This window comes from Streptomyces sp. NPDC047880 (genome assembly GCF_040706515.1).
Lineage (GTDB): Bacteria > Actinomycetota > Actinomycetes > Streptomycetales > Streptomycetaceae > Streptomyces.
In genome coordinates this window covers 93,103-116,758 of sequence record NZ_JBEZOK010000005.1, presented here as the reverse complement: position 1 = coordinate 116,758, position 23,656 = coordinate 93,103, and the positions used below count along the sequence as shown (strand labels likewise).

Genomic DNA, 23,656 nt, shown 5'->3' with positions numbered 1-23,656 from the left:
CGGCGGGACGCCACGTACAGTTCGTTCTCATGAGCGATCCGAGCGCCGCGTCCCGCCCCGTTCAAGCCGTCGTTCTGGCCGGTGGCCAGGGCTCCCGGCTGCGTCCGTACACCGACGACCGGCCCAAGCCGATGGTCGAGATCCCCGGGACGGGGACGCCGATCATCGGCCATCAGCTGTCCTGGCTCGCCGACGAGGGTGTGACGGACGTCGTGGTGTCCTGCGGACATCTCGCCGAGGTGCTGCAGAAGTGGCTCGAGACGGCCGAGCTGCCCGTCTCCGTCACCACGGTCGTCGAGCCGGAGCCGCTCGGGCGCGGCGGCGGCCTCAAGTACGCCGCGGCGCACCTCCCGCACCCCGACCAGCCTTGGTACGCGACGAACGGCGACATCTGGACGCGGTTCTCGCTGCGGGACATGGCCGATTTCCACGCCGAGCGGGACGCCGTCGCGACGCTGGCGCTGGCGCGGCCCCGGCTGCCGTGGGGTGCGGTGCAGACCGACGGCTTCGGGCGCATCACCGACTTCATCGAGGCACCGCCGTCGACCTTCGAGATCAACGCCGGTGTGTACGTCTTCTCCCCCGAGTTCGCCGGGCTGCTGCCGCACCGGGGAGACCATGAGCGGACGACGTTCCCGCATCTGGCCCGTGAGCGGCGGCTGGCCGGGTTCACGATCCCGCAGGGGGCGTACTGGCGGGCCATCGACACGGCGAAGGATCTGACCGAGGCGGCGAAGGAGCTGGCGGCGCTGGGGCGCTGAGAGCTCCGCCGGTCGCACCGATCGGTGAGGGCCTGACTCCCGTCGAGGAGTTGGTGTCGTCGGGGTGCTGACGCCGAGAGCTCGGCCGGTTGCTTGCCGTCGGCGGCTGACCGCTCGTCGTGGCTTGTCGCGCAGTTCCCCGTGCCCCTTGAGCGGTTTGCCTCAGCGCCCGTCGCTCCGTGAAGCCCTTTGTCCTCGCGACCCTTGGGGCCCTGCCCGCACGCGTGAGAAGGCCCCGCAGCTGCGTGCTGCGGGGCCTTCTGACGTGCTGGTGAGCTACTAGCCCAGCAGCCCGCCCACCAGGCCCGGGCGGCCCGTGGAGGAGGACTCTCCACCGCCCGTGCCGCCGGTCGAACCCGTGCCGCCCGTCGCCGTGCCGCCGCCTGAGGTGGGGCCGGTCGTGGTGCTGGGGGCCTGGCCGGCCGGGGAGGTCTGCTGGGGCGGCGCCTGGCCCGCGGTCCCCTGGGTCTGGCTGGGGGATCCGCCGGTGACGGTGCCGGTGTCACGGGTGGCACCGGGCCGGGTCGTGGTGCCCGCGCTGGGGCTCGCCGAGCCGGCCGTGGCGCCCTGGGTGGGCGGCGAGGAGGCCGACGGGGTCCGCTTCTCCTGGCGCTTGCCGGGCTCGCCCGGGAGCGGGGAGCCGGGCAGCTCGTTGCGCGGGGCCTCGCCGGGGCCCGGGACGACGACCCGGTCGGCGTCCCGCACGGCACCGCCGAGCAGCGAGCCGACGAGCAGGGTGATGCCGGTGACGATCGCGGTGACGAGGGCGCCGCGCCGCAGCACGTAGCGGCGCAGGTCCCAGATGTCGGTGCGAGGCCCGAGACGGCGCCAGGCGCCGCCGGCGAGGCGGCCGTCGACCGAGTAGACGGGGGCGCCGGCGATGATCAGCGGCGACCAGGCGGCGAGGTAGATGATGTCGGGGGTCTCGTAGGCCGGGACGCTCTTCCAGCTGACCGTCACCAGCAGCGCGGCCGACAGCAGGGCACCCAGGCAGGCGGCGACGCGCTGCCAGCAGCCCAGCACCGTCAGGACGCCGACGATGACCTGCGCGAAGGCGATGACCAGGCCGGCGCCGACCGGGTGCTCCAGGGCGAACTGGCGCAGGGGCTCGGCCACTTCCCACGGGTGCAGGGTGTTGAGCCACTTGACCATGGAGCCGCGCTTGCCGCCTTCGAAGTAGACGGGGTCGCACAGCTTGCCCATGCCGGCGTAGATGGAGATGAAGCCGAGGAAGACGCGCAGCGGGAGCAGGACGACACCGAGGTTCATCCGGCGCCCGGGGTAGTAGGCGTGCCGGGCCGGGTCGTCACTGTGCCGCTTGGCCCGGCGTCCGGTGTCGTCCGTCTCGGTCGCGGACTCCTCGAACTCGTCGTCCTCGTAGTCCTCGTAGTCCGGTTCGCCGTAGGCCTGTTCGTCGTAGGCGCTGCCGACGGTGCGCATGGGCGGCAGCAGCCGGGTGCCGTCGGCGGGCTCGTGGGTGCGCTGCGGGCCGACGACGGGCGTCTCGACGGTCTGGGCGAGGTCGCCCTCATAGCCGTCGCCCTCGTAGCCGTCGCCGCCGTAGCCCACGCCCTGGTATCCGGGGGTGTCGTAGCCCGGGCCCATGCGGGAGATGACCTGGGTGGCACCGGCGTCGGCGGCGGGCTCGTCGGCGTGTCGGACGCTCTCGTGCCGCACGGCCTGAAGGAGCCGGTGTGCTCCGGTGTCGTCGGGGGCGGATCTGCCGCTCCAGACGACGGGTCGGCGGCGGGCGGTGGCCCCGTCCGTCCCTCCCCCCATCTGGGGGATGCGGGCGGTGTCCTCGGTGGCGGTCAGATGCCGTGCGACCCGGGGGGACTGGACGCGACGCGTCGATGCGCCCAACTGCACGCGGAAACTCGCGTGGTTGACGATGACCTGCGCCGGGTCGCTCGGCACCTTCACCATGCTCAGCGCGGGAGCGTCGTCGAGTCCCGACGAGCGGTCCCCCGTGGGTGTGCGGGGTGTTCTGGTGTCCACACTCATCTAACCGAGTGACGTCGCGTTAGGACACTGCTTTGACCCGCCGGATCTGTCCGGACCCCGTCAAGCTTGTCCTCGTCGCCCCGATGACACCGGAATCACCCCGTACAGGTGAAGTTCCGGACGCTTGTTCAGCGGCGTCGGCGGGCCGCCTCGTACAGCACGATCCCCGCCGCCACACCGGCGTTGAGCGACTCCGCGCCGCCCGGCATCGGGATCCGCACCCGGACGTCACAGGTCTCCCCGACCAGCCGGGACAGGCCCTTGCCCTCGCTGCCGACGACGATGACGAGCGGGCCGTCCAGGGCGGCGAGCTCACCGAGATCGGCCTCGCCGTCGGCGGCCAGGCCGACGACGGTGATGCCGGCCTTCTTGTACGCCTCCAGGGCCCGGGTCAGGTTGGTGGCGCGGGCGACCGGGGTGCGGGCCGCCGTACCGGCGGACGTCTTCCAGGCGCCGGCCGTCATGCCGGCCGCGCGGCGCTCGGGGACCACGACGCCGTGACCGCCGAAGGCGGAGACGGAGCGGACGACCGCGCCGAGGTTGCGCGGGTCGGTGACGCCGTCCAGGGCGACGATCAGCGGGTCCTCGCCGTCGTCGTAGGCGGCGGCCGCCAGGTCCTCGGGGTGCGCGTACTCGTACGGCGGGACCTGGAGCACCAGGCCCTGGTGGTTGAGGCCGTTGGTCATCCGGTCCAGCTCGGGACGCGGGGCCTCCATGAGGTTGATGCCGCCGCGCTCGGCGGCGACCTGGAGGGCCTCGCGCACCCGCTCGTCGTTGTCGATGAACTGCTGGACGTAGAGCGTGGAGGCGGGGACGCCCTCGCGCAGCGCCTCCAGGACCGGGTTGCGTCCGACGACCAGCTCGGAGGTGCCCTTGCCGCCGCGGCCGCGGGCCACGGGCCGGCGCACGGCCTGCTTCGCCTTGACGTTGGCGATGCGGTTCTTCTTGTGTCCCTTGCGCATCTCGGCGGGCGGGGTGGGGCCCTTGCCCTCGAGGCCCTTGCGTCGCTGGCCGCCGCTGCCGACCTGCGCGCCCTTCTTGCCGGACATGCGGCGGTTGTTGGCTGCCATGACCTACCTGTCTCTGCTGTCGCCGTGAGGCGGTGAAGTGCGTACGTCTATGAAGTGTGCCGCCCAGGGGCCCGGGCGGCACAATCGATCTTCCGGCCGCGGCTGGGACGGGTCCGTTGCGCACGTGGCGTCGTCGCCCGAAGGGCGGCCGTGCGGCGTCCGGTCAGAGTGCTGCCGGGCGTCGTACCGCAGGCGCCACGGTCACCACAGACCCTAACGCGGGCCGAGACTCCAGCGCGGGCCCTGCGGGCTGTCCTCGATGACCAGGCCGGACTGGCCGAGCTGGTCGCGGATGGCGTCGGCGGTGGGCCAGTCCTTGCGGGCCCGGGCGGCCTCGCGCTGGTCGAGGACCATGCGCACGAGCGTGTCCACCACGCCGTGCAGGTCCTCGCCACGGTCACCCTCCCCCGCCCACTGCGGGTCCAGCGGGTCGAGGCCGAGCACGCCGAGCATCGCGCGGACCTCGGCGAGCCGGGCCACGGCCGCTTCCTTGTCGTCGGCGGCCAGCGCGCTGTTGCCCTGCCGGACCGTGGTGTGCACGACGGCGAGGGCCTGCGGCACGCCCAGGTCGTCGTCCATCGCCTCGGCGAAGGCCAGCGGCACCTCGGCGGCGGGCTCGACGACGCCGGCCTTCTCCACCACGCGCTGCACGAAGCCCTCGATCCGCGCGAACGCCGACTCGGCCTCGCGCAGCGCCTCCTCGCTGTACTCGATCATCGAGCGGTAGTGCGGGGTGCCGAGGTAGTAGCGCAGCACGATGGGCCGCCAGCGCTTGACCATCTCGCTGACCAGGACCGAGTTGCCGAGCGACTTGGACATCTTCTCGCCGCTCATGGTGACCCAGGCGTTGTGCACCCAGTACCGGGCGAACTCGTCGCCGTAGGCCTTGGCCTGGGCGATCTCGTTCTCGTGGTGCGGGAAGATCAGGTCCAGGCCGCCGCCGTGGATGTCGAAGGCGGACCCCAGGTACTTGTGCGCCATGGCCGAGCACTCCAGGTGCCAGCCGGGCCGGCCGCGTCCCCACGGCGTCTCCCAGTCGGGCTCGCCGGGCTTGGTGGCCTTCCACATGGCGAAGTCGCGCGGGTCGCGCTTGCCGGTGATGCCCTCCTCGGCGGGCTGCCGCATCTCGTCGAGGTCCTGCCGGGACAGCTCCAGGTAGGAGGGCCAGGAGCGGACGTCGAAGTAGACGCTGCCGTCGGCCTCGTAGGCGTGCCCGCGCTCGATGAGGCCGCGCATCATCTCGACCATCTCGGTGATGTGGCCGGTGGCCCGCGGCTCGTAGGTGGGCGGCAGGCAACCGAGCACGGTGTAGCCGTCGTTGAAGGCCCGCTCGTTCTCGTAGCCGATGGCCCACCAGGGGCGGTTCTGGTCGGCCGACTTCGCGATGATCTTGTCGTCGATGTCCGTCACGTTCCGCACGAACGTGACGTCGTAGCCGCGGTACTCGAACCAGCGGCGCATGATGTCGAAGTTCAGCCCGGAGCGGATGTGCCCGATGTGCGGGGCCGCCTGCACGGTGGCACCGCACAGGTAGATCGAGACACAACCCGGCAGGAGCGGGGAGAAGTCACGGATCTGCCGGGCGCTGGTGTCGTACAGGCGAATAGTCACCACTCCAGGGTAGTGGGCCCCGGGGTGTGCCTCAGGACCTTCACCACGGGACGCACACATTCGTGACACAGGCAACGGGAACGCCCGGCGCCCGTCCTCAGCCGGCGCGCACCACCAGGGCCGTGGCCACCGCCATCAGCCCTTCCTCCCGGCCCGGGAAGCCGAGCCCGTCCGTCGTTGCGCCCGACACCGAAACGGGGGCTCCGGCCGCCTCCGACAGCAGCTTCTGCGCCTCGTCCCGGCGCTTGCCGATCTTCGGACGGGGGCCCACCACCTGTACGGCGATGTTGCCGATGCGGAATCCGGCCTCGCGCACGATGCGCGCGGCCTCCGTCAGCAGCGTGACCCCGGAGGCGCCCGACCACTCGGGGCGGCCGGTGCCGAAGTGCTGCCCGAGGTCGCCGAGGCCGGCGGCGGAGAACAGGGCGTTGCAGGCGGCGTGGGCGACGACGTCCGCGTCGGAGTGTCCGGCCAGGCCCGGGCCCGCGTCCTCCCACTTCAGGCCGGCGCACCACAGCTCGCGGCCCTCCTCGAAGGCGTGGATGTCGGTGCCGATGCCGACCTGGGGCAGCACGGGCAGGTCAGAAGCCATCGTTGAGCCTCCTGCGGGCCAGGACCGCCTCGGCGAGGACCAGGTCCAGGGGACGGGTGACCTTGAAGGCCTCCTCGTGGCCGGGGACGGCCACGACCGTGAGGCCGAGCTGCTCGACCATGCCGGCGTCGTCGGTGACCTCGCCGGTCACCGTCTCGTGCGCCCTGACCAGGGTGGTCCGGTCGAAGCCCTGCGGGGTCTGCACCGCCCGCAGCAGGGCGCGCTCCGGCGTGGCGACGACCGGCTCCGGCTCGCCGGGGGTGCCGGCGGGCTCGACCTGCTTGACGGTGTCGGCGAGCGGCAGCGCCGGCACCACGGCCGGGGCGCCGTCCCGTACGGCCTCGATCACGGCGTCGACGGTGTCCACCGGTACCAGCGGCCGGGCCGCGTCGTGGACCAGCACGATGTCGTGGCCCGGCGGCAGCGCGTCGAGGCCGAGCTTCACGGACTCCTGGCGGGTCCGCCCGCCCGGGACGACGAGGAAGTCCGTCCGTTCGGGCAGGGCGTGCGCGTCGAGCAGCGATCGGACCTCGGCGGCACCGTCGGGCGGGGCCACGACGACGACCGTGCCGACGGCGCGGGAGGCGGCCATCGCGCGGACGGCGTGGATCAGCATGGGGGTACCGCCGAGCGCGCGGAGCGCCTTGGGGGCGCCCGGGCCCAGCCGGACACCGCGGCCGGCGGCGGGGATCACGGCCGCCGTGCGGGCCGCGGAGTGGCCGGCGGGCGGCGAGGGACGCGAATCGTCAGACATCGGTTCCTGTCAGGTTTGTGTGCTGGCCCGGCGTGGGTATGGCCTGGAGGAGTGCCGGGCGCGACGCGCTCGACCGGACCCTTCCGTGACGCCGGTCGAGCCGGCTGCCCGGGCCCGGCACCCCGAACACCGGGGCGTGAGTGATAACACATCTCGGAGTGACGGCGCATCGGCTTCGGAGTACGAACATGCCGCAGCGCCCGGCGACAAGTAATTCGTCATCGGGCACCGCGGCATTTCAATGTGCAGGCGCGCGCTCGACCAGCCTCGGCTGATCAGCCTCGACCAGCAGCCTTGATCAGCGGCCTCGAAAAGCGCAGAGCGCTGTGCGACGGGTTTCGCCTCAGGAGGCGAGCACCTCGTCGAGCAGGGCCTCGGCCTTGTCCTCGTTGGTGTTCTCCGCGAGGGCGAGCTCGCTCACCAGAATCTGGCGGGCCTTGGCGAGCATGCGCTTCTCACCGGCGGAGAGTCCGCGCTCGCGCTCACGACGCCACAGGTCACGCACCACTTCCGCGACCTTGATGACATCGCCCGAGGCGAGCTTCTCCAGGTTTGCCTTGTACCGACGGGACCAGTTCGTGGGCTCCTCGGCGTACGGTGCGCGCAGCACCTCGAAGACCCGGTCCAGCCCGTCCTGACCGACCACATCACGCACGCCGACGAACTCCGCATTGTCCGCTGGCACACGTACCGTCAGGTCGCCCTGGGCGACCTTCAGCACCAAGTAGGTCTTGTCCACGCCTTTGATCTGGCGAGTTTCGATGGCCTCGATCAGCGCGGCCCCGTGATGGGGATAGACCACGGTGTCGCCAACCTTGAACGTCATGTGACAGGTACCCCTTCCGTGGCTATCCAGGGTAACACGGAAACTGCGGGTACTGAATGGCGTTTTCGCAGGTCAGGGCATATCTCGGGGCTTGACAACTCCGACAGGAACGTGCTTCGGACAGGGATCGGAAGAAGGTATTCGCAGGTGGGAGCGGCTCTTCGGGGCGAGCGAAACGCGTACGTTACACACATCCGGAGCATCCTCCAGAAGGCCGAACATCCCCATATGTCCGGTTCCGTATGATCGACTTCCGCTACTCCGTTCGGCGGCCCGGGCGGGTTCACGTCGAATCCGGAATTGATCACGGGGTACCCCGGCGAGCCGCCGGTGATCAATTCCCAGGCGGCCCGCGCATTCCTTCACGGAACATTTGCGGTGCCGCGCGGGTCTCTTATGTGAATGCCGGACGGCGACCATGCCAATGTGACCCGGGAGTCACATGAGACTCAGGTGGGATCAGCGGTGCCGGGGGGTCGGGTGCGGCCGGACGAGGACGGCTCGGTAACCTAAGGCCCGCTGACAGACACTTAGGGCGGCTTTATCGGCCGCTCCGCTCGAGTCAAGGAGTTGCCGCCGCCGTGAGCAGCAGCCTTCGACGCGGTGCCCTCGCCGCCGCCGTCACCGCGTTCTCGATCGCCTCGCTCGCCGCATGCGGCGCCGGCAACGACGCCCAGACCCTGGAGATCAAGCCGGACAACGCGGCGACGAGCGTCGGCGACATCAAGGTCCAGAACGCGATCGTGATCACACAGCCCGACCTCGAGTCGACCGGCCCGGCCGCGATCTCCGCCACCCTCTTCAACTCGGGCCGCAGCGCCGAGACGCTGGAGTCCATCACCCTGCCCGGCACCGGCAAGACCGCCGAGCTCAAGCCCGCCAAGGGCGGCAGCCTCAGCATCCCGCCCGGCGGCTCGCTGATCCTGGGCGGCAAGGACAACGCCACCGCGATGCTGCCGAGCAGCCGCGAGGCCGTGCAGGACGGCAACGCCCAGAAGGTCACCTTCACCTTCAGCAAGACCGGTGCCGTGAGCCTGTCCGCGTTCGTCGTCCCCGCCGAGCACTACTTCAAGGAGTGGGGCCCCACCGAGGTCCCGGCCGCGCCGGGCGCCTCGTCGTCCCCGTCGGGTTCGCCGTCCGGCTCTCCCGCCGAGGGCGAGCCGGGCGCGCCGGAGAGCCCCGCGGCCGGTGAGACGCCGGGCGGCCACGACGCGTCCGGCACGCCGAGCGACGCGGCCTCGGCGAGCGCGAGCGCCGGTCACTGAGCAGACGCGGCAAGGGCGGGCCCCCTCCGAGGAGGGGGCCCGCCCTTCGTGCTGCCGTCGCCGTCCGCCGGCCTACGGCTCGAACTTGTAGCCGAGGCCGCGGACCGTCACCAGGTAGCGCGGGGCCCCCGGGTCCGGCTCGATCTTGGCGCGCAGCCGCTTGACGTGGACGTCGAGGGTCTTGGTGTCACCGACGTAGTCGGCGCCCCAGACGCGGTCGATGAGCTGCATGCGGGTCAGGACGCGGCCGGCGTTGCGCAGCAGCATCTCCAGCAGGTCGAACTCCTTCAGCGGCAGGTCGATCTTGGTGCCGCCGACGGTGACCACGTGCCGGTCGACGTCCATGCGGACCGGGCCGGCCTCCAGGGCCGCCGGGGTGACCTCCTCGGGCTCGCCGCGGCGCCGCAGCACGGCACGGATCCGCGCGACCAGCTCGCGCGAGGAGAACGGCTTGGTGACGTAGTCGTCGGCTCCTATCTCCAGCCCGACGACCTTGTCGATCTCACTGTCCTTGGCGGTCACCATGATGACGGGGACGTTGGAACGGCCGCGCAGCTGGCGGCACACCTCGGTGCCCGGCAGGCCGGGCAGCATCAGGTCGAGGAGGACGAGGTCGGCGCCGTTGCGCTCGAACTCGTCGAGTCCGTCGGGCCCGGTGGTCGCGACGGCGACCTCGAAGCCCTCCTTGCGGAGCATGTACGACAGGGCGTCGGAGAAGGACTCCTCGTCCTCGACGACGAGCACTCGGGTCACGGAAGGACCTCCGGGGCGGGAAGCGTTGCGTACGCGGTTGATTCGGGGGATGTGGGGGTCGACCGCCCGGCCTCCTCGTCGAGGCCCGCGCCTCCTGCGCGCGTCTCTCGGGCGGGCTGCTGATGTGCGCCGCGGGCCGCACCGGCCTCCGGCAGGCGCAGGGTGAAGGTGGAGCCCTGGCCTTCGGCGCTCCACACCGTGACCTCCCCGCCGTGCGAGGCGGCCACGTGCTTGACGATGGCCAGTCCCAGTCCCGTACCGCCGGTGGCGCGGGAGCGGGCCGGGTCGACGCGGTAGAAGCGCTCGAAGATGCGCTCCTTGTCCTTGTCGGAGATGCCGATGCCCTGGTCGGTGACGGCGATCTCGATGTGGTCCCCGCCGGGGGCGTTCACACTGCGGGCCGCTATGCCGACGCGGGTGCGGGCGGGCGAATAGTTGACCGCGTTCTCGACGAGGTTGCCGAGAGCGGCGGCGAGCTGGCCGCGGTTTCCCCACACGCGCAGGTCGGCGGCTCCCCCCGCGGCCATGGTGATCTGCTTGGCGCCGGCCTGGTGCCGGCAGCGGTCGATGGCCTCGGCGACGAGCTCGTCCACGCGGACCGGCTCGGCGTCCTCCAGCGGGTCGTCGTTCTGCACGCGCGAGAGGTCGATGAGCTCCTGCACCAGGCTGGTGAGCCGGGTGGCCTCGATCTGCATGCGCCCGGCGAACCGCTGCACGGCCTCGGGGTCGTCGGAGGCGTCCATCACGGCCTCGGAGAGCAGCGAGAGGGCACCGACCGGCGTCTTCAGCTCATGGCTCACGTTGGCGACGAAGTCGCGCCGGACCGCCTCGATGCGGCGGGCCTCGGTCAGGTCCTCCACCAGCAGCAGCACCAGCCGGGAGCCGAGCGGCGCGACCCGCGCGGAGACGGCCAGGGCCTCTCCGCGTCCGGTGCCGCGCCGGGGCAGGTCCAGTTCGACCTGGCGTATCTCGCCGTCCCGCCGGGTGTCCCGGGCCATCTGCATCATCGGCTCGACGGCGAGCTTGCCACCGCGGACCAGGCCGAGCGCGTACGCCGCCGAGCTGGCCTTGACCACGGCGTCGGCCTCGTCGAGGACGACGGCGGACGACCTGAGGACCGACAGGACCGTGTCCACGCCGGGCGGGAGCACGGCGTCGGTGTGCAGGGAGCTACGGGTGGGGCGCTTCTGCTCGCGCTCACTCCAGCGGAACGCGAGCATGGCGATGACACCGGTGAGAACCCCGGCGATCGCTGCCGCTGCGGCGACCGCCGCGTTCACGTCCATGCACCCAGGTTAGGCATGGCTCGGGCACCCTCCACAGCCGTCGGGCTGCGAGCTCGAACACTCGTCGCCCAGAGTTCACCTTGGAGCCAGTATTGGTTCATTTGGGATGACGGAAACAGACGCGTACGGGGCGGAACGTGGGAGCGTGGGGTTCGGACCGCCGGTCATACGACGGTCGTACCGCCGGTTGTCCGGTGGGCCCCGGCCCTTGGACCCCCGACTGAGACGCACGAGAGGGAAGCCTGATGCGGGACGCGTACCACGAGGAACTGGACTCGATCGGCGACGGTCTGGTGGAGATGGCCCGGCTGGTCGGGTCGGCGATCGGGCGCGCCACGACCGCCATGCTCGACTCCGACCTGAAGCTGGCCGAGAACGTCATCGAGGCCGACCAGAGGGTCGACGAACTCCAGCACGAACTGGAGGCCCGGGCCATAGCCCTGCTGGCGCGCCAGCAGCCGGTGGCGACGGACCTGCGCATCGTCGTCACCTCGCTGCGCATGTCGGCCGACCTGGAGCGCTCGGGCGACCTCGCCCAGCACGTGGCGAAGCTCGCGCGCCTGCGCTACCCCGACCGCGCCGTCCCGAGCGACCTGCACGCCACGATCCTGGAGATGGGCCAGCTCGCGCAGCGCCTGATGGCGAAGGCCGCCGAGGTGATCATCACCAAGGACGTCGACCTGGCGCTCCAGCTGGAGCAGGACGACGACGAGATGGACCTGCTGCACCGCACCCTCTTCCAGCACCTGATGGACGACCGCTGGAAGCACGGCATCGAGACGGCCGTGGACGTCACGCTGCTCGGCCGCTACTACGAGCGGTTCGCCGACCACGCGGTGTCGGTCGCCAAGCGCGTGGTGTACCTGGTGACGGGCGAGCACGCGGACGAGCTCCAGGCGGACGTGCAGCCGGAGATCCAGGCCGTTTCGCAGGCGGAGAGCGCCTGACGGACCCGGTCGGGGACGGGAGCCGGGGCGGTGCGGGCGGGAGCCGGGGGACGCTCGGGGGCGTGCCCAGGGGGCAGTCGGCGGCGGTCGGGGCGCGTGGGCGCCTCAGTGCGCCGTTGATGCGCCCAGCCGGACGGGCATCCAATGGGCACAGGCACCAGCCTCGAGGAGGGACCCATGGCCGAATCCCCCAGCACCACGCCCGACCCCGCCCGGCAGCGTGAGACCGAGCAGCCCGCCGAGATCAGGAGCCTGCCGCTGATCGCCGCGTGCGGCTGCGGCTCGGGCTGTGGCTGCGGGTGCCAGTCGGGCAGCCCCTGTCAGTGCGGCTGACGCCGACGCTTCGTTGTCCGTACCACCCGAGGGGCCCCGGCCGTACCGCCGGGGCCCCTCGGCGTGGGGTCGCCCGGGTGGCCGTACGGGCGGAGCATGAGAGGTAGGCAAGGCGGCGCGGGCGAGCACCGTGCCGGGAAGGAGGCGCGAGGCATGCCCAAGTTCATGGACGTCCATCGCGGCATGAAGGGCATCACGGAAGAGCAGTTGCGTGAAGCCCACAACGCGGACCTCGCCATAGAGAAGGACGAGCAGGTCCACTTCGAGATGGCCTGGGCGGACCCGGAGTCCGGCCACGTCTACTGCCTCTCCGAGGCCCCCTCGGCCGAAGCGGTCCAGCGCATTCACGAGCGCGCCGGGCACAAGGCGGACGAGGTGCACCCCGTGCCGTTGACGGTGCGGTGACCGGTTGAACTGGCTGAACGGGTCCCGGGGATCAGGCCGGTGACCCGTCGCACGCGGCCCGTCAGCGGCGCCGGCCGGCGTTGAGGCGGGCCGCCTGGCGGGTCAGGTAGTCGCGTTCGGCGAGGTCGGGGGCCTTGAGGGCCGCCTCGGCGTACAGGCGGGCCGCCGTCTCCGGGTCGCCGTCGCGTTCGTGGAGGACGGCTTCTCGACATCCCCGCGGAAGTTTTCTCCGGCGGTTTCGCGGGCGGCGCTTCGCAGGGCCCGGCCGGAGGTGCTCACTGCCCGACGCGGCCGTCGATCCGTTCGCGCAGGAGGTCGGCGTGGCCGCAGTGCCGGGCGTACTCCCCGATCAGCGCGAGCAGGACGTCGCGGAGCTGGAGCCGGCCGCCGGGCTCGGGGCCGAAGTCGGAGTGGCCGGCGTTGCCGGTGGTGAGGTCGGTGACGCCGGCCAGGTAGCGGTCGGTGCGTTCGACCTCGGTACGCCATTGGCGCCAGGCGGCGTCCACGACCGCCGGGTCGGCGATCGCCCCGTTGAAGTCACCGTCCCGGTCCTCGGCGGTGCGGTACAGCTTCGGCGTGTCCTCGCCCGTCATCACCCGGCGGACGTGCCGCTCCTCCTCGGTCACGTGCCGCACCAGTCCGAGCAGGGACATCGTGGACGGCGGAACGGACCGCCGGGCCATCTGCCCGGCGTCCAGGCCGGCGCACTTCATCTCCAGGGTGAGGCGGTAGCCGCGCAGGTGGTCGAGGAGGATGCCGCGTTCGTCGACGGGCCTGGCGCCCGTCTCGCGGGGGTCGTCGTCGGGGTCGACCCACATGTCGGGGTGGACGGTCGCCCGTGTCCACCGGGTCGTGTTTGTATCCGCTGACGTCACTGCTGCGCCGGTGTGTTCGCTCGAGACCATGCGGGCATGGTGTCCGGGGGCGGGGCGGCCCGCCACCGGATATCGGGGACGTTCTCGTACTGCGTTCTCTCTCCGAGGAGTTCGCCGTTCTCCCTCCGAGGAGTTCGCCGCCGTGGCCGCTCCGGCATGGCACGGGGCGCGGATGGGGACGAAACGCTCACCAAATGACCGCGATGCGCGATCCGCTCTGGCAGAGTCGATGCCTGTTCGAGGGGCGCCCGAAGCGCGTGCCCCAAGCGCCCAGTGACCCCGGGACATGCCATGAGCGACGCACGCAGCGACTCCGGACGGAACACTGACCGGACTCGCACCGCCGCCTTCCCGCCCGCGTGACGTCCACCGAGCAGCGCGCCGAGGGCGCGGGACCGTTCACCACCCGGCTCACCTGGCACACCCCCGGCGGCGGAACCGCCGTGTGGGAGTCACGGCTCGCCAGGCGGCGCGGCATCATCGCGGTCCGCCCGGCCGGGGCACCGGCCGGGCGGCACACCACGGCCGACGATCTCGCGCTCGCCCGGCTGCGCAGGCTCAACGCCATCGCCGCGACCGCCTTCGTCATCGGCGGCGCGCTCTTCGCGTTCGGCGGCGGTGTCGCCCAGTTCGGCTCGGGCGACGCCACCACCTGCGCCTCGATCTACTTCACCGGCGGCCTGTTCTTCAACACCGGCGGCTACGTCTCGCTGCTCCAGGTCGTCAACGCGCCCCGGCACGTCCCCGGGGGCGCCGGCCGCCTGGTCACGAGCGGCTGGCGCTGGTGGAGCTACGAGCCGACGCGGGTGGACTGGCTGAGCACGTTCGTCCTGTTCGCCGGCACACTGGTGTTCGGCGTCAACCTGCTGGACTCCTTCCTCCAAGGGCTGAGCGTCCAGCAGATCAACCGGCTGATCTGGGTGCCGGACGTGATCGGCTGCCTGTTGTTCCTGATCTCCGGCCACCTCGCCTTCGTCGAGATCTGCCACGGCCGGCGTCCGTGTGCGCGCTGGCGCAGTCTCGGCTGGTCGATCGTCGCCGTGAACCAGTTCGGCTCCGTCCTCTTCATGGTCTCCGCACTCGCCGCCTACACCCGCCCCGCCACGGCCGACCCGGCCAGCGCGGACATCGCCAACTGGGGCACCCTCCTGGGCGCCGCGTGCTTCTCCGTCGGCGGCCTCCTGCAGTTCGGCGAACGCCCTTGAACCGTGGTCGCCCTGATCAGGCATCAGCCGCCCGGCACAGCAAACCCTGTTGCCCGGAGCGTCACCTGTCGGATTCGATCGGAGCCATGACCGATGGCGCCGCAGTCGACATTGCCGATGAGCAGATCCTCAGCAACCAGATCATCCGGGGCATCAAAGCCCTCCGTGAGCATCTGGACTGTTCTCTCCATGAGGCTCTGGAGGCCTTCGCCGCCAGGTACGAGGTACTCAGGGCGGAGCGTCCAGGCGACTTCACATGCGGTCATGACGAGTACTGGACCGGCTTCTACTCGTGAGGGCTCCGACGCCGTGATCACACCGGGCCGGGGAGGCAGGGGGGTGGGGTCACGGCGCCACCGGGACCGCTACGCGCCGGGGGCCCGGTACTGGACTTGCCCGGCTTTGCGCAGGGCATCCATGGTTTCGTCGATGCTCAGGAGAACGGTCGTCTCGAACGAGCTGAGCGCGCCGCCTCCGCTGATCGCCAGGGCGACCGCGGCCATGGAGACGTTGTCGGGGGCCTCCCACAGGTTGTAGCCGTCGCGGGTGCCGAACGCGTACCAGAAGCCGTGCAGCTTGCCGCCGACGGACTCGATGTACGACTGAGCGGCCTGCGCACGGTCCTCGGGGTGGCCGATCAGTCTCGCCCAAGTCTCCGGCGTGTAGCTGAACCTCGACAGATAGAGCGGCATCATGTCTCCCTTTCGTCCCAGCAAGGGATGCCCCCGCAGGGTGCGATACGCCCCGAGGCCGCGCGCATCTCCCCCGAATGGCCGGGATGACGACCGCCATGGCCACGCCGTGAGCGGCTCCGCCCCCCTCGGGCCGGTGACCACTCGGCTGCTCCTCACCGGCCACGGCCCAAGCACAACAACAAGCCCCCTACCAGCGGCGAACCCGCGGGTAGGGGGCTTCTTCAGCTCGGGTTACTTCTTCTTGCCCTGGTTCTTGACCGCCTCGATCGCCGCTGCCGCTGCCTCGGGGTCGAGGTAGGTGCCGCCCGGGTTCAGGGGCTTGAAGTCGGCGTCGAGTTCGTAGGAGAGCGGGATGCCCGTGGGGATGTTGAGGCCCGCGATGTCCGCGTCGGAGATGCCGTCGAGGTGCTTGACCAGGGCGCGGAGCGAGTTGCCGTGGGCCGCGACCAGGACCGTGCGGCCGGTCAGGAGGTCCGGGACGATCGCGTCGAACCAGTACGGGAGCATGCGGACGACGACGTCCTTCAGGCACTCCGTGCGCGGCCGCAGCTCCGGCGGGAGGGTCGCGTAGCGCGGGTCGGCGAACTGGGAGTACTCGGCGTCGACGTCCAGCGGCGGGGGCGGGGTGTCGTAGGACCGGCGCCACAGCATGAACTGCTCCTCGCCGAACTCGGCGAGCGTCTGGGCCTTGTCCTTGCCCTGGAGGGCGCCGTAGTGGCGCTCGTTGAGCCGCCAGCTGCGGTGGACGGGGATCCAGTGGCGGTCAGCGGCCTCCAGAGCCAGCTGGGCCGTGCGGATCGCGCGCTTCTGGAGGGACGTGTGGACCACGTCGGGGAGAAGATCGGCGTCCTTCAGGAGCTCGCCACCGCGGACTGCCTCCTTCTCGCCCTTCTCGTTGAGGTTCACGTCCACCCAGCCGGTGAACAGGTTCTTCGCGTTCCACTCGCTCTCGCCGTGGCGGAGGAGGATCAGCTTGTACGGTGCGTCGGCCATGCCTCAGAGCGTAATCCACGCTTTCGCCCGTTCGCGTGGCTGCCCGACAGTCGGACGTTTGACGGGATCTGTTAATTGAGTGGCCCCCGACAACCGACGGCTCGTAATGTGCTCATGCCTTCAGCGCTACTTACACCCGCCACTCACGCCATGCTGCCCCCGGGGGATCCATGCCGTACGTCCTGCGTGCCCGACGTGCCGTCCGGGAGACGGTCTCCGGTCTCCCCCGCGAGTTCTGGTGGCTGTGGACCAGCACCCTCGTCAACCGGCTCGGCGCCTTCGTGGCCACGTTCATGGCGCTGTACCTGACCCTCGACCGCGGCTACTCCGCCTCGTACGCCGGTCTGGTCGCCGCCCTGCACGGGCTCGGCGGGGTGGTCTCCTCGCTGGGCGGCGGGGTGATGACCGACCGGGTGGGCCGGCGGCCGACCCTGCTGATCGCGCAGTCCTCGACCGCCGTGTTCGTCGCGTTGCTGGGCTTCGTGCACCATCCGGTCGCGATCGCCGGCGTCGCCTTCCTCGTCGGCATGGCGAGCAACGCCTCGCGGCCCGCCGTGCAGGCCATGATGGCCGACATCGTCCGGCCCGAGGACCGCATCCGCGCCTTCTCCCTCAACTACTGGGCCATCAACCTCGGCTTCGCCGTCTCCTCCATGGCCGCCGGTTTCATCGCCGAGGTCAGCTATCACGCCGGATTCCTGATCGAGGCGGGGATGACGATGGCCTGCGCGATCCTCGTGTTCCTGCGGCTGCCGGAGTCCAAGCCGGCCGAGCGGGTCGTGCCGGCGGGCGCCCGCGACGACTCCGTGAGCCTGCGCACCGTGCTGCGCGACGGACGGTTCATGAGCGTCGTCGGGCTGTCCTTCCTCATCGCGCTGATCTTCCAGCAGGGGTCGGTGGGGCTGCCGGTGGCCATGGGCGAGGCCGGCTTCACCCCGGCCGAGTACGGCATGGCCATCGCCGTCAACGGTGTGCTGATCGTCGTGCTCCAGATCCCGGTCACCCGCTTCATCGAACACCGCGATCCCCGCCGGCTGCTGGTCGTCTCGTCCGTCCTCGCCGGGTACGGCTTCGCCCTCACCGCCTTCGCGGGGTCCCTGGGGGTCATCGCGCTCACGGTGTGCGTGTGGACGCTGGCCGAGATCGTCAACGCGCCGACGCAGACCAGCCTGGTCGTACGGCTGTCCCCGGTGCACGGACGCGGGCGCTACCAGGGCATGTACACGATGTCCTGGTCGGTGGCCGGCCTCGTCGCCCCGCTGCTGTCGGGGCTCGTCATCGACCGGTTCGGGGCGGAGTGGCTGTGGGGGCTGTGCGCGGTGGTGGGGACGGTGGCCGGGGCGGGGTACGCCCTGCTGATGCGGCGCATGCCCGGGGAGGAGAAGGTGGTCGAGCCGTCGGTGGGGGTGCGGCCGCAGCCGGAGGTCGGCGCGGGGTGAGGCGGAACTGCCGTCACATCGGCAGTGAGCGCAGCCGCACCGGCCCGGCGGGCCAGCGCGCGTCGTCGCGCAGGGGCGTCACCATCGTGCGCAGCGGCATGGTCACCACGCGAGAGCCGGGTTGTCCGACGAGTACGTCCGTGTCGAGCGGCTGCCATCCGAGACGCCGGTACAGCGGCACGAGGGGTGGCCGGCAGAACAGCAGCGCGTGCCGGGGGCCCTGGGTGCGAGCGTGGTCGAGGGCCGCCGCGAGTACGAGCCGGGCCAATCCCCTGCCCCGTACGCCGGGCGCCACTGCCACTCCGCCCACGCCCATGACCTCCGTCTCCACCTCCCCGACCGCGACCGGAAGCCGCAGCAGACCGGCGTGGGCCACCAGCCGGCCATCGAGCCGGACGCCGAAGTGTTCCTCCTTGGGCAGCCAGGTCAGACCGGTTTCGGCCACACCGAACGGGTCGTCGCCGGCGCCGAGGATCTCGTCCTGTTCCGTCTTCGTGTAACGGGAGAGCCGGGTGACGGTCGGTGCACCGGGGGACTCGTCCGCGGTCCGGTGAGCGGACCCGTGAGCGGACTCATGAGCAGGCGGGTCAGCGGACCCGTGAGCAGGCCGGTCAGCGGACCCGTGAGCGGACTCATGAGCAGGCGGGTCAGCGGACCCGTGAGCAGGCGGGTCAGCGGACCCGTGAGCGGACCGGTCAGCGGACCCGTGAGCGGACCGGTCAGCGGACCCGTGAGCGGACCGGTCAGCGGACCCGTGAGCGGACCGGTCAGCGGAGTTGTTCGCAGGCATACCGGAATCATGATCCAGCGCTGGGCTGTCGACACCCTCTCCCCTGGCGACCGCCGCCCTACCCGTCCACGAAGCCGAGCTCCGTGTCCGGCCGGCACTGTGGGCAGGCCTTGACCCCTTCGGCGAGGGCCCGTCGGGCGTGGTCGCGGTCGACGCCCTTGCTGCGCCGGCCCGCGGTCCAGCAACCGCCGACGTGGACGTACACGGCCTCCCGTCCGGACAGGCCGCGTTCGATCAGCCAGTCCGGCGCGGGCGGCCGGGCCTGGAGGCCGCGCCGGTGTTCGGCCTGGCGGCGTTCCTCGTCCGCGATCCATCGGCGGGTGCGTGCCAGGTCGCGCACCTGCACGCGCTCCAGGAAGCGGAGCAGCGCGAGCCGCGACTCTGGATCGTTCATACGTTCGATTCTAGGAGGAGGTCACCCCCCGGGCCCACCCGGCCCTTCGTCCCTGCCCCGGGGGGGAGGCCGGACTACCTGAGAGGTAATCGACGTCCCCCGGCCCGCCCCGGCAGGCTGGGTGCCATGACGGCTGCCGACACGACACCCGCCGACACCGCCGAAGCCACCCGCTCCACCGTGCGGAAGTTCCTCGAGCTCCGGCTCGCCGGTGACACCGAAGGGCTCGCGGCCCTCTTCGCCGACAGCGTCGACTGGGTGCTCGCCGAGAACCCCGTCGTGCCCTGGATCCGGCCCCGGTCCACCGCCGCCGAGTGCGCGGCGCAGGCCGACGAGCTGGCCCGGCACACCGTCCCCGAGGACGCCCGCGCGTCCGTCCACACGTTCCTCGTCGACGGGACGGACGCCGTGCTCATGGGGCACGTCTCAGGAACCGTCCGGGCGACCGGCAAGCCCTTCTCGGGACCCTTCGCGCTGCGGCTCACCGTCGAGGGCGGGCGGATCACCCGGCACCACCTGTACGAGAACAGCGTGTCGATCGCCGAGGCCTGTACGCCTTGACGCCCCGGCGCGTGGCCGGGCCGGGGCCGTGGCACCTCAGGTCATCCGCCGGTCACCCCCCGCACGACCCGGACGTACTGCCGCCTGTCCTCGTCCCGTACGACCACCCCCAGCCGCAGCAGCTCCCCGTGCAGCTCCCGGGCCTCGGCGCCGTCCCCGTCCTTGCGGGCCTGCGCACGGGCCCGCAGCAGGGCGTCCGCACCCGTGGGCAGCCCGGGGGCGCCGGGGACCCAGCGGCGGAACTCGGCGTGGTGCGGATCCTGCTCCACCCAGGTGTAGCCGTGTGCGGTGAGGGTGTCGGCGAGGCGGCGCCAGTTCAGGCCGCTGCGCTCCCGCGCCCGTTCGAGGGTGTCTGGGCCGAGCAGGACGAGCTGTTTGCCGTCCCGGAAGAACACGGCGGCCTCCTCGCGGGTGAACTCCTGGACGCCGCCCCGGACGGCCAGGGTCACATGGGTGTCGCAGACTCGGACGGACAGCGACTCGTGCACCGCCGTGAAGCCGAGCAGCAGTCCGCCGAGCACACCCACCCCGGTCGTACCGAGGGTGAGGGCGGGTTCCGGGACCGAGGTCAGCAGTTCGGCCGGGCCTTCGAGGGGGGCCCACGGCAGGGCGAGCAGCAGGCGGGCGAGGAGCGGGAGCAGGGCGCCGGCCACGGCACCGCAGGCCACGCAGAAGAGCACGACCGCCCAGGCCGGTTCGGCGAGTTCGGTGGCCCCTGCCGTCCGTGGCTCCGGGCGCTTCCGCATGGGAACGTTCCTGGCTTCCTCCATACGGCCAGTCTCCTGAGCAGCCGCCCGCCCTGTCGTCAGCCGTTGGTCTACGCGCCCGCGACTTTGGTCTCCCACGGACTCCCCGTTCAGGGGTGCATCCGCGCCCCCTTCACCACCTTGTCCACCGCGTTCTTCGGGCCGTACACGGCGAGCCCCACGAGGTCCAGGTCCGCGGTCGGCACGGCTCGTACCGCGGCGCGGTTGTCGCGGTCGTTGCCCGTGGCGAAGAGGTCGGAGGTGAAGACCGCGCGGGGCAGGGCACGGGAGAGGGCACGGGTGTGGGCGGAGGTCAGGGTCTCCTTCGTGGCCTCGAAGACCATGACCGGCTGGCGGAACATGGGGAGGTAGGGCACGCCGTCCGCGTCCTCGTACGGTTCGCCGATCACCTCGGGGACCTGTGTTCCGAGGCCGCTGACCAGGAACGACGTCACGTTGAGGCGCTGCCAGGGCTCCAGGTCCGCGCGCAGCAGTACGGCGATCTTCGTGTCGAAGCGGATCGGTTCGGTGTTCATGGTCCGAGCGTGCCCGCCGGCCGCCGCCGGGGTCTTGTACGTTCTTTGCATGGCCTCCGAGTCCTCCCGGATCGTCTCCGCCTGGCGGCCCGCCGTCGAGGGTGTCGTCGAGGTCTTCCACGCGCGGTTCACCGAGTACGCGTATCCGATGCACGTCCACGACGCCTGGACGCTGCTGATCGTCGACACCGGGGCCGTGCGGTACGACCTCGACCGGCACGAGCACGGCACCCCGCAGGACACCGTGACGCTGCTGCCGCCGCACGTGCCGCACAACGGCTCCCCCGTCACCGCCGAGGGCTTTTGCAAGCGGGTGCTGTACCTCGACGGGACGTACCTGGGGGACGAGTTCATCGGGGCGGCCGTGGACCGGCCCGATCTGCGCGATCCGCTGCTGCGCCGGCGGGTGGGCCAGTTGCACGGCGCGCTGGGGCGGCCCGGTGAGGAACTGGAGGCCGAGAGCAGGCTGTTGTTCGTCGGGGAGCGGTTGCGCGGGCACCTGCGGGGCGATCCCGCCGCCGCTCGGCCGGCCGATCCCGTTCTCGCGCGGCGGCTGCGCGAGGTGCTGGACGAGCGGATCGTCGAGGGCGTCGTCCTGCGCGAGGCCGCCGGGCTGCTCGGCGCCCATCCCGCCCATCTCGTCCGGGCGTTCAGCGCGGCCTACGGCATCGCCCCGCACCAGTACCTGACGTCCCTGCGCGTGGGGCGCGCCCGGCGGCTGCTCCTGGAGGGGCATCCACCGGGCGAGGTGGCGGTGGCGGCCGGTTTCTACGACCAGTCACACCTCACCCGGCACTTCCGCAGGCTGGTGGGCGTACCGCCGGGGCGGTACCGGGCCGGTTAGGGCCTGTCGCCGCGCTCCGGGTGCGGCTGCCGGGCCGTACCGGGCCCGTCAGCGCTCGGGGCGCTGGGTGAGGTGGGTGAACGCGTCCAGGTTGCGGGTCGACTCCCCCCGGGAGACCCGCCATTCGTACTCCTTGCGGATCGCCGACGCGAAGCCCAGCTCCAGCAGGGTGTTGAAGGCGCCGTCGGAGGCCTCCAGGACCTGGCCGAGCAGACGGTCCAGCTCGTCGGGGGTGACGGCGGACAGGGAGAGGCGGCCGGTGACGTAGACGTCACCGTGCTGGTCGACGGCGTAACTCACCCCGTAGAGCTTGAGGTTGCGTTCCAGGAGCCAGCGGTGGACGCCCTGTTCGTTCTCGTCGGGGTGGCGGATGACGAAGGCGTTCAGCGACAGGGAGTGGCGGCCGACGATCAGGGAGATCGTCGTCTTCAGCTTGCGGGTGCCCGGGAGCTGGGCGACGTAGGTGCCGCGCTCGGGGCTCTCCCACTCCAGGTCGGCGTCCTTGAGCACTCCCTCGATGACCTGTGCCGCACGCTGTTCCTGATCGGTTTCACCCATGCAGCGAGCGTACGCGACGCCGGTGGGCCTGCATCGCGGCCGTGTAGACGTCCGCGGTGGCGGCGGCCGCCGTGTCCCAGCCGAAGGACTGGGCGTGGCGGGCGGCCTGGTCGCCCAGCCGGGGCGCGAGCTGCGGGTCGTCGGCGAAGTCGCGCAGCACGCGCGCGTAGTCGGCCGGGTCGTGGCCGCGGACGAGGAAGCCGGTGTGCCCGTCGCGCACGGCGACCGGCAGACCGCCGACCGAGGCCGCGAGCACCGGGGTACCGGCCGCCTGCGCCTCTATGGCGACCAGGCCGAAGGACTCGCTGTAGGAGGGCATGACCAGCACGGAGGCGGCGCGGAACCAGTCCGCCAGTTGTTCCTGGCCGACCGGCGGGCGGAACCGCACGACGTCCGCGATGCCCAGACGCGCGGCCAGCTTCTGCAGGCCCTCGGGCCTGGCGAGGCCGCTGCCGGAGGGGCCGCCGACGACGGGCACGAGGATGCGCGAGCGCAGTTCGGGGCGTTGGTCGAGGAGGACGGCGACGGCGCGCAGCAGTACGTCCGGGGCCTTCAGGGGCTGGATGCGGCCGGCGAAGAGCGGGATCAGCGCGTCCTGGGGCAGGCCGAGGCGGGCCCGGGCGGCGGCGCGGCCGTCGGCGGGCGAGAAGCGGCTGAGGTTCACGCCGGGGTGGACGACGGCGACCTTGTCGGGCTCGGCCGTGTAGTGCCGCACCAGCTCGTCGGCCTCCTCGGTGGTGTTGGCGATGAGGCGGTCGGCGGCGGCGACGATCTGGGTCTCGCCGATGACGCGGGCGGCCGGTTCGGGGGTGTCGCCGTCGGCCAGGTTGGCGTTCTTGACCTTGGCCATGGTGTGCATGGCGTGCACCAGGGGGACGCCCCAGCGCTGGGCGGCGAGCCAGCCGACGTGGCCGGAGAGCCAGTAGTGGGAGTGGACCAGGTCGTAGTGGCCGGGGCGGTGATGGGCCCAGGCCTGCATCACACCGTGGGTGAAGGCGCACAGCTGGGCGGGGAGGTCCTCCTTGTTGAGGCCCTCGTAGGGGCCGGCGTCGACGTGCCGGACGAGGACGCCGGGTGCCAGTTCGACGGTCGGCGGGAGCGCGGCGGCGGTCGCGCGCGTGAAGATCTCGACCTCCACGCCGTGCGCGGCGAGGCGCTGGGCCAGCTCCACGATGTAGACGTTCATGCCGCCCGCGTCGCCGGTGCCGGGCTGGTGGAGCGGCGAGGTGTGCACGGAGAGCATGGCGACGCGGCGGGGCCTGCGGTGCAGCCGCAGGCGCGCCGGCGACGACGCGGAGCGCCTGCCGAGCCTGCCGATGTACTGGCTCACGTGGCGTTCCTCCTCGCTCCGGGCATGCCTTCGCAGGGCGCACGGTGCCCTCCGACGGGGTGCAACACCGGAGGGGGGTGCTC

Annotated in this window: 27 protein-coding genes and 1 pseudogene; 10 read left to right on the top strand and 18 right to left on the bottom strand. The window is 71.8% G+C overall.

Going from position 1 to position 23,656, the window contains the following annotated elements; translation table 11 throughout:
- Positions 1–29: 29 nt before the first annotated feature.
- Positions 30–761: a nucleotidyltransferase family protein gene (locus AB0937_RS10280; RefSeq protein ID WP_366710807.1), complete on the top strand. Its 732-nt coding sequence runs from the start codon at positions 30–32 to the stop codon at positions 759–761.
- A 279-nt stretch (positions 762–1,040) separates the two neighbouring features.
- On the opposite strand, the gene AB0937_RS10275 is transcribed toward AB0937_RS10280, so the two are convergent.
- From AB0937_RS10275 to AB0937_RS10250, 6 genes are all read right to left on the bottom strand, one after another.
- Positions 1,041–2,765: a DoxX family membrane protein gene (locus tag AB0937_RS10275; protein ID WP_366710805.1), complete on the bottom strand. Its 1,725-nt coding sequence runs from the start codon at positions 2,763–2,765 to the stop codon at positions 1,041–1,043.
- A gap of 128 nt (positions 2,766–2,893) precedes the next feature.
- Positions 2,894–3,835: a 23S rRNA (guanosine(2251)-2'-O)-methyltransferase RlmB gene (rlmB, locus tag AB0937_RS10270; RefSeq protein ID WP_366710803.1), complete on the bottom strand. Its 942-nt coding sequence runs from the start codon at positions 3,833–3,835 to the stop codon at positions 2,894–2,896.
- A gap of 213 nt (positions 3,836–4,048) precedes the next feature.
- Positions 4,049–5,446: a cysteine--tRNA ligase gene (cysS, locus tag AB0937_RS10265; protein ID WP_366710802.1), complete on the bottom strand. Its 1,398-nt coding sequence runs from the start codon at positions 5,444–5,446 to the stop codon at positions 4,049–4,051.
- Positions 5,447–5,543: 97 nt separating this feature from the next.
- A complete protein-coding gene (gene ispF, locus AB0937_RS10260; protein WP_366710801.1) occupies positions 5,544–6,038 on the bottom strand; it encodes a 2-C-methyl-D-erythritol 2,4-cyclodiphosphate synthase in 495 nt (164 codons plus the stop codon).
- On the bottom strand, positions 6,028–6,792 hold the full coding sequence (ispD, locus tag AB0937_RS10255) for a 2-C-methyl-D-erythritol 4-phosphate cytidylyltransferase (protein WP_366710800.1): 765 nt from the start codon (positions 6,790–6,792) through the stop codon (positions 6,028–6,030). Before ispD ends, ispF begins: the two co-directional genes overlap by 11 nt.
- Positions 6,793–7,135: 343 nt before the next feature.
- Entirely contained in the window at positions 7,136–7,618 is a 483-nt protein-coding gene (locus AB0937_RS10250; RefSeq protein ID WP_003953493.1) for a CarD family transcriptional regulator, read from the bottom strand.
- 581 nt (positions 7,619–8,199) lie between these two features.
- On the opposite strand from AB0937_RS10250, the gene AB0937_RS10245 reads away from it, so the two are divergent.
- A complete protein-coding gene (locus AB0937_RS10245; protein WP_366710799.1) occupies positions 8,200–8,883 on the top strand; it encodes a DUF461 domain-containing protein in 684 nt (227 codons plus the stop codon).
- 72 nt (positions 8,884–8,955) lie between these two features.
- Here AB0937_RS10245 and AB0937_RS10240 read toward each other — a convergent pair whose 3' ends face one another.
- Both AB0937_RS10240 and AB0937_RS10235 read right to left on the bottom strand, forming a co-directional pair.
- Entirely contained in the window at positions 8,956–9,636 is a 681-nt protein-coding gene (locus AB0937_RS10240) for a response regulator transcription factor (RefSeq protein ID WP_030243122.1), read from the bottom strand.
- On the bottom strand, positions 9,633–10,922 hold the full coding sequence (locus AB0937_RS10235) for an ATP-binding protein (RefSeq protein WP_366710798.1): 1,290 nt from the start codon (positions 10,920–10,922) through the stop codon (positions 9,633–9,635). Before AB0937_RS10235 ends, AB0937_RS10240 begins: the two co-directional genes overlap by 4 nt.
- Before the next feature lie 245 nt (positions 10,923–11,167).
- Here AB0937_RS10235 and phoU point away from each other — a divergent pair, with 245 nt between their 5' ends.
- The 3 genes from phoU (at position 11,168) to AB0937_RS10220 (ending at position 12,607) form a co-directional block, all read left to right on the top strand.
- Positions 11,168–11,869: a phosphate signaling complex protein PhoU gene (gene phoU, locus AB0937_RS10230; RefSeq protein WP_366710797.1), complete on the top strand. Its 702-nt coding sequence runs from the start codon at positions 11,168–11,170 to the stop codon at positions 11,867–11,869.
- Between the two features lie 177 nt (positions 11,870–12,046).
- Complete coding sequence (locus tag AB0937_RS10225; protein ID WP_167345925.1) at positions 12,047–12,202, top strand: hypothetical protein; 156 nt, start codon at positions 12,047–12,049, stop codon at positions 12,200–12,202.
- A gap of 153 nt (positions 12,203–12,355) precedes the next feature.
- Positions 12,356–12,607: an SCO4226 family nickel-binding protein gene (locus AB0937_RS10220; protein ID WP_033312302.1), complete on the top strand. Its 252-nt coding sequence runs from the start codon at positions 12,356–12,358 to the stop codon at positions 12,605–12,607.
- 61 nt (positions 12,608–12,668) lie between these two features.
- On the opposite strand, the pseudogene AB0937_RS10215 reads toward AB0937_RS10220, so the two are convergent.
- Positions 12,669–12,809 (bottom strand): annotated as a pseudogene (locus tag AB0937_RS10215) (RNA polymerase subunit sigma-24); the annotation flags it as partial.
- A 73-nt stretch (positions 12,810–12,882) separates the two neighbouring features.
- Positions 12,883–13,425 (bottom strand): DinB family protein, encoded by a 543-nt coding sequence (locus AB0937_RS10210; protein ID WP_366710795.1) that lies wholly within the window; start codon positions 13,423–13,425, stop codon positions 12,883–12,885.
- A 416-nt stretch (positions 13,426–13,841) separates the two neighbouring features.
- Between AB0937_RS10210 and AB0937_RS10205 the strand changes: the two genes are divergently transcribed.
- On the top strand, positions 13,842–14,687 hold the full coding sequence (locus tag AB0937_RS10205; RefSeq protein WP_366710793.1) for a hypothetical protein: 846 nt from the start codon (positions 13,842–13,844) through the stop codon (positions 14,685–14,687).
- Between the two features lie 86 nt (positions 14,688–14,773).
- Entirely contained in the window at positions 14,774–14,983 is a 210-nt protein-coding gene (locus tag AB0937_RS10200; protein ID WP_366710792.1) for a hypothetical protein, read from the top strand.
- Positions 14,984–15,052: 69 nt separating this feature from the next.
- On the opposite strand, the gene AB0937_RS10195 is transcribed toward AB0937_RS10200, so the two are convergent.
- Both AB0937_RS10195 and AB0937_RS10190 read right to left on the bottom strand, forming a co-directional pair.
- Positions 15,053–15,379, bottom strand: coding sequence for a GYD domain-containing protein (locus AB0937_RS10195; protein WP_366711094.1), 327 nt, complete (start codon positions 15,377–15,379; stop codon positions 15,053–15,055).
- A 234-nt stretch (positions 15,380–15,613) separates the two neighbouring features.
- Positions 15,614–16,375 carry a phosphoglyceromutase gene (locus AB0937_RS10190; RefSeq protein WP_366710791.1) on the bottom strand — a complete coding sequence of 254 codons (762 nt, stop codon included), beginning with the start codon at positions 16,373–16,375 and terminating at the stop codon, positions 15,614–15,616.
- 170 nt (positions 16,376–16,545) lie between these two features.
- On the opposite strand from AB0937_RS10190, the gene AB0937_RS10185 reads away from it, so the two are divergent.
- Positions 16,546–17,814, top strand: a complete 1,269-nt coding sequence (locus AB0937_RS10185; protein WP_366710790.1) for an MFS transporter — start codon at positions 16,546–16,548, stop codon at positions 17,812–17,814.
- 13 nt (positions 17,815–17,827) lie between these two features.
- Here the strand turns inward: AB0937_RS10185 and AB0937_RS10180 are convergent, their stop codons facing one another.
- Positions 17,828–18,289 (bottom strand): GNAT family N-acetyltransferase, encoded by a 462-nt coding sequence (locus AB0937_RS10180; protein ID WP_366711093.1) that lies wholly within the window; start codon positions 18,287–18,289, stop codon positions 17,828–17,830.
- 373 nt (positions 18,290–18,662) lie between these two features.
- Positions 18,663–18,998, bottom strand: coding sequence for a DUF6233 domain-containing protein (locus AB0937_RS10175; RefSeq protein ID WP_366710789.1), 336 nt, complete (start codon positions 18,996–18,998; stop codon positions 18,663–18,665).
- Positions 18,999–19,124: 126 nt separating this feature from the next.
- Between AB0937_RS10175 and AB0937_RS10170 the strand changes: the two genes are divergently transcribed.
- Positions 19,125–19,559 carry a nuclear transport factor 2 family protein gene (locus AB0937_RS10170; protein ID WP_366710788.1) on the top strand — a complete coding sequence of 145 codons (435 nt, stop codon included), beginning with the start codon at positions 19,125–19,127 and terminating at the stop codon, positions 19,557–19,559.
- Positions 19,560–19,600: 41 nt separating this feature from the next.
- Here AB0937_RS10170 and AB0937_RS10165 read toward each other — a convergent pair whose 3' ends face one another.
- Positions 19,601–20,305 (bottom strand): hypothetical protein, encoded by a 705-nt coding sequence (locus tag AB0937_RS10165; RefSeq protein WP_366710786.1) that lies wholly within the window; start codon positions 20,303–20,305, stop codon positions 19,601–19,603.
- Between the two features lie 110 nt (positions 20,306–20,415).
- Positions 20,416–20,841 (bottom strand): DUF2000 domain-containing protein, encoded by a 426-nt coding sequence (locus AB0937_RS10160; RefSeq protein WP_366710785.1) that lies wholly within the window; start codon positions 20,839–20,841, stop codon positions 20,416–20,418.
- 49 nt (positions 20,842–20,890) lie between these two features.
- Here AB0937_RS10160 and AB0937_RS10155 point away from each other — a divergent pair, with 49 nt between their 5' ends.
- A complete protein-coding gene (locus AB0937_RS10155) occupies positions 20,891–21,685 on the top strand; it encodes an AraC family transcriptional regulator (RefSeq protein ID WP_366710783.1) in 795 nt (264 codons plus the stop codon).
- A gap of 48 nt (positions 21,686–21,733) precedes the next feature.
- On the opposite strand, the gene AB0937_RS10150 is transcribed toward AB0937_RS10155, so the two are convergent.
- Positions 21,734–22,243, bottom strand: a complete 510-nt coding sequence (locus AB0937_RS10150) for a YbjN domain-containing protein (RefSeq protein WP_366710782.1) — start codon at positions 22,241–22,243, stop codon at positions 21,734–21,736.
- Complete coding sequence (mshA, locus tag AB0937_RS10145) at positions 22,236–23,573, bottom strand: D-inositol-3-phosphate glycosyltransferase (RefSeq protein WP_366710781.1); 1,338 nt, start codon at positions 23,571–23,573, stop codon at positions 22,236–22,238. Before mshA ends, AB0937_RS10150 begins: the two co-directional genes overlap by 8 nt.
- Between the last annotated feature and the right edge of the window lie 83 nt (positions 23,574–23,656).